Below are 4,490 nucleotides of genomic sequence, written 5' to 3'. Positions count from 1 at the left end.
GATCGCGTTAGATCGTTATGCTGGAAGACTGATGTTTGTTTTTGGAAGATCCATTTGATAAACTTTAAAAGTACGGTGACGATAGCGGATGGGATACGCCCATTTACATCCCGAACATGGAAGCTAAGCCATCTTGCGCTGACAATAGCCGCAAGGCAAAGATAAGTAGTCGCCGAACAAAATGAAATCCCCGAAGGATAAAGGAGAAATCCTATATCTTTCGGGGATTTTTTCATAGTCTGCGTTCTGGAAGTGAGAAATCCGGGATCTGATCCGGTCGCTGCCGTCCGCCCGGACAGCAGGTAGAACTGGTCCAGAAGCGGTGTAAAGATTCAGTTCTGAGCGGAACGCTGTTCAAAATTTTTTCAAACAAACTGAAATTGGATTGCGGATTTCACAAAAATTGAAATCTTTGGGATTTCGTAAATACGTTAAGATGATGGATGAAAGCGGAAAAGAATAGACGTTTCGTCTTTTAATCGGGCAAATTCAAAAGACAGGCTGCAGCGGGCAGTGCAGCTGGAAAACAACCGTTCTTGACCGCTGATTTTACTGGGAGCATGGATTCCCAATCGGGTTCTGTGCTTTCGGTCGAGAAAGAAAGTGAGGATTTATGAAGAATCACAGCAGAACATCTGCCAGAGCGAAAACGTTTGGCAGAATGGGAAGCCTGTTTTGCGCAGGCAGCATGGCAATGAGTCTGATTGTTCCTGTTCCGGTTCTGGCGAAATCCTGGACACCGGCTCAAACGATCATGAAAAATGCAGCGCTGATGCCGCAGGCAGAAACTCTTACCGAAAAAACAGTGGATGACACGGACGCCTCCATTGCCTATTCCGAAGGCAACGCGAATAACGGCGGATGGACAGCAGGCGGAAGCGGCGATCCGGCTGCAACCGAGCATTATGCCAATCAGGCTGGCGCCAGTCTGACTTTTACGTTTACAGGCCAGAAAGTGGAAATCTACGGTGTAAAAGCCCCCAATCATCGGAAGTTTTCCGTTTCCATTGATGACGGAGAAGCCGTTACCTGCGATGCGTGGGCCGAAAGCCGAACCGGAGCGGATACGCTCCTGTTCAGTTCCGAAGATTCGAATCTTAACCTGGATGAAAAAGAGCATACGCTGAAGCTGACCATTCTGGATGAAGCCAATGCGGCGGCTTCCGGAACGCTTTATGGAATGAGCGTTACTTACTTTAAAGTCTGGTCGAGTGGTGAACCAGAACCGTTCAAGGGCTATACGATCGTCGAAGATATGGACATCACGGAAGATGATGAGCTCTTTAAAGTGAAATACAACGGAAACTGGAAAGGCGGCGGTACAGCTTATCCAGACGCATTTCACGACGGATATGAGCACTATGCCTATGACGGAGACTCCTTTGAAATGAAGTTCATCGGCAATAAAGTCGAAATGTGGGCAACCAAAGCCCCTGGTCATGGCGTTTATACGTTCTCTATTGACGGCGTAGAAGTGGGAACCGCCAGCGCTACGAGCGATACGCGTGTGAATCAGCAGCTGATCTGGGCTTCAGATACGCTTGAAGAAGGCGAACATACGCTGAAAGTGGAACTGAAGGATCAGCCCGATATGGCCATTCAGCTCGATTATCTGAAAGTCTATCATGAGGAACTGACACCGATTTCTGTTTCTCTTCACAGTACAGCGACGACAGCAATTCCAGGAACAGAACTGACACTCGAAAAAGAGTTCCAGCCATGGAATTCGACGGGTACTCTCGTCTGGACGAGCAGCGACCCGACAATTGCCGCAGTGGATGAAAACGGAAAAGTCACCATCGCTGGCAAGGATGTCGTTACAGAAAAGAAAAAGGTAACCATTATGGCAGCACTGAAAGATCATCCGGAAATCAGCGCTTCAATTGTTCTCAATGTCGATCCCGATCTGTCGACGATGAATGCCTATGTCGGCAACGAAAAGCTTCTGGATCTTCCGGAAAACTATTCGAGCCTCTATGCGGGTGAGGGCGATTCATTTAAGGGAACGCTCTGGAAAAATGACACGATCAACTCGAAAGTCAACGTAGCGTCCATGGGCGAAGACCTTCATAACGTAGAACTGAGTTTTTCCGATTTCGTGAATGAAGACGGAGATAAACTGCCGGCATCAGCCATGCATTATGGCTGGCTCGAAACGACTACGGCCAATATTGGACGCGGCAATTCGGGTGCGCCGGTTAAGGAGTTCCCGGATCTGATCGGCAATCCCGGCAAGATTACCATTCCTGCACAGTCGATTCGCTTTGCCTGGATCCAGTTTGGCACGACCGCTTCGACGAAACCGGGTACGTACAAAGGCAAGGTTCGTATCTCCTGCGATGAAGCGTCTTCGCTGAAGGAACTCGACTATACGCTGGAAGTCATTAATGTACAGCAGCCGGATCCGGAACTGACTGGAATTCAGCTCTGGCAGCATCCGTTCTCGGTAGCGGACAACTATCTTGGCTTAGGTGCCAATAACAAGGGATCGATTTGCACAGACAGTCAGAAAGATTTCTATTTCACCCAAGAACATCTGGATCTCATGCGTGATTCCTACGAAGACTATGCGGCCATCGGCGGTCACGATGCGGTAGCCAATATTGTGGATCAGGCCTGGGGCCATCAGTCATTCTATAACGACCTGTCCATGGTGCAGTGGACGAAGAAGTCTGACGGTACCTGGGATTTCGACTATTCCTGGTACGATACCTGGATCAATTTCATGATTGAATGCGGCGTTCTGGATCCAGCCAACGGCATTGGTCAGATCAAGGCCTATTCCATCGTTCCATGGAACAACCAGATTTCGTGGTTTGATGAAGCAACGAGCTCGACCAAATCCCAGACCTTTACGCCGGGAAGCGACGAATGGAAAGAAATCTGGACCGACTTTCTGCAGGACTATCTGCAGCATTCCGAGGAAAAAGGATGGACCGACATCACCTATATTTCCATGGATGAAAGAAGTCTGGATATGCTGGAACCGGCTGTTGAGCTGATCGATTCGATTAAGACCGAAGACGGCAAACAGTTCAAGATTTCTTCCGCACTGAACTACAGTGCTCCGTCCTATTACGATTTCACAGATAAGATTGACGATATTTCCGTCAACCTGGGCAATACATCCAAGGAACAAACGGCTGCGCTGTCCGAGCATCGACGCGAAAAAGGTCTGAACACCACGTTCTATACGTGCACGGGCGACTATCCGTCGAACTTCATGATTTCCGATCCAGGCGACAACTACTGGGATATGTTCTATACCGTTACCCTCAAAACCGACGGTTACATGCGCTGGGCATTCGATAACTACGTCTATGACATGCACGGCGACGCTACTTACCGCTATTGGGAACCGGGAGACGGCTGGTTTATCTATCCGCTTGAGAGAGGTAATACCGATCTGATTCAGGGCAAGAACTATTACAGTACCCCGCGTTATGAAATGCTCAGGCAGGGTATTCGCGACAGTGCGAAAGTTCGCTGGCTGCTCGCAAATGAAGATCTCGACGAGAGTGCAAAAGCCAGCCTGCAGAGCGCCGTTGACAGCATGAGCAAGCCGTCGCAGACGAGCAGCTATGGCTCGGCCGTTGCCTCTTCTCAGGAGGTGAGAATGAGCGTTCATGCACAGACCAAAGCGGTTGCGGATGCAATGCAGGCAGCTGCGCACACGATTGCCCCGGAAGAAATGGAAACGATCCATACGGAACTGCTCGCTCAGCTCACAGATAAAGTCGATCACCTCAAATTTGAGGAAACCGACTACGAAAGCACAGGCTGGACGCAGCTGGCAGAAGAAACAGAAACGGCCAAAGCAATCCTGAATCATCCGGAAAGTCAGGATCAGGTCGACCAGGAAGTCGAAACGCTCCATGCGCTTCTTCTGGCCCTGCGTCTTCTCCCCAATGCGAATCACCTTCCTACAGTACAGAATGACTAAGCTCAGTCTGTTCGAAAAAGGAACGTTCGAAACGGCATCTGAATCTGGATGCCGTACGCTTTAAACCGATTGTGAGGACTCTGGAAAGTAAAACCAGAGTCCTCCTTTTTTATGGAAACCCGATGAGCTGTACAGAAAGCAGACGGAAAATCAATTTTCTGGGGGGCGATCCCAGGAGCATAAGATTTGCGTTCTTTCTTTTTGAGGTGTATAAATGAAAAGCTGTTTGTACGCAAAAAGCGAAATAACAGCCCAATCAGCTAGTCGTGAAATTGTTTTAAAAATTCACAAATAATGCTTGCGTCACTTCGATGCCCGTGTTATTATAGTTGAGCGCTGAGGGAAATCGCTTCTCTCAGTCGTCAAATCACCTTTAGATATCTAAGAAAACAGCTTAAGTGAAAATCTTGAAGAATTTCACGAATAACTGTTGACAGAAATTTCTGACGATGATAGGATAAACAAGCCTTGTGAGAGACATTGATCTTCTCGCAAACAGATGGCTCTTTGAAAACTTTACAGACAGATCAAGAAATTCGAAATACAC

At 48.3% G+C, this 4,490-nt stretch carries 1 protein-coding gene and 1 rRNA gene; both read left to right on the top strand.

The features are described 5' to 3' along the window. The first annotated feature begins 71 nt into the window (after positions 1 to 71). Positions 72 to 178: ribosomal RNA gene (gene rrf / locus ACLUYS_RS09395) — 5S ribosomal RNA — on the top strand. Between the two features lie 516 nt (positions 179 to 694). Then, entirely contained in the window at positions 695 to 3,943 is a 3,249-nt protein-coding gene (locus tag ACLUYS_RS09390; protein ID WP_242744353.1) for a glycoside hydrolase domain-containing protein, read from the top strand. Positions 3,944 to 4,490: the final 547 nt, after the last annotated feature.

This window comes from Allobaculum sp. (assembly GCF_047010065.1).
Taxonomy (GTDB): Bacteria; Bacillota_I; Bacilli_A; order Erysipelotrichales; family Erysipelotrichaceae; genus Allobaculum; species Allobaculum fili.
The sequence above is the reverse complement of the archived record's forward strand: the minus strand, read 5'-3'. Positions and strand labels throughout refer to the sequence as shown.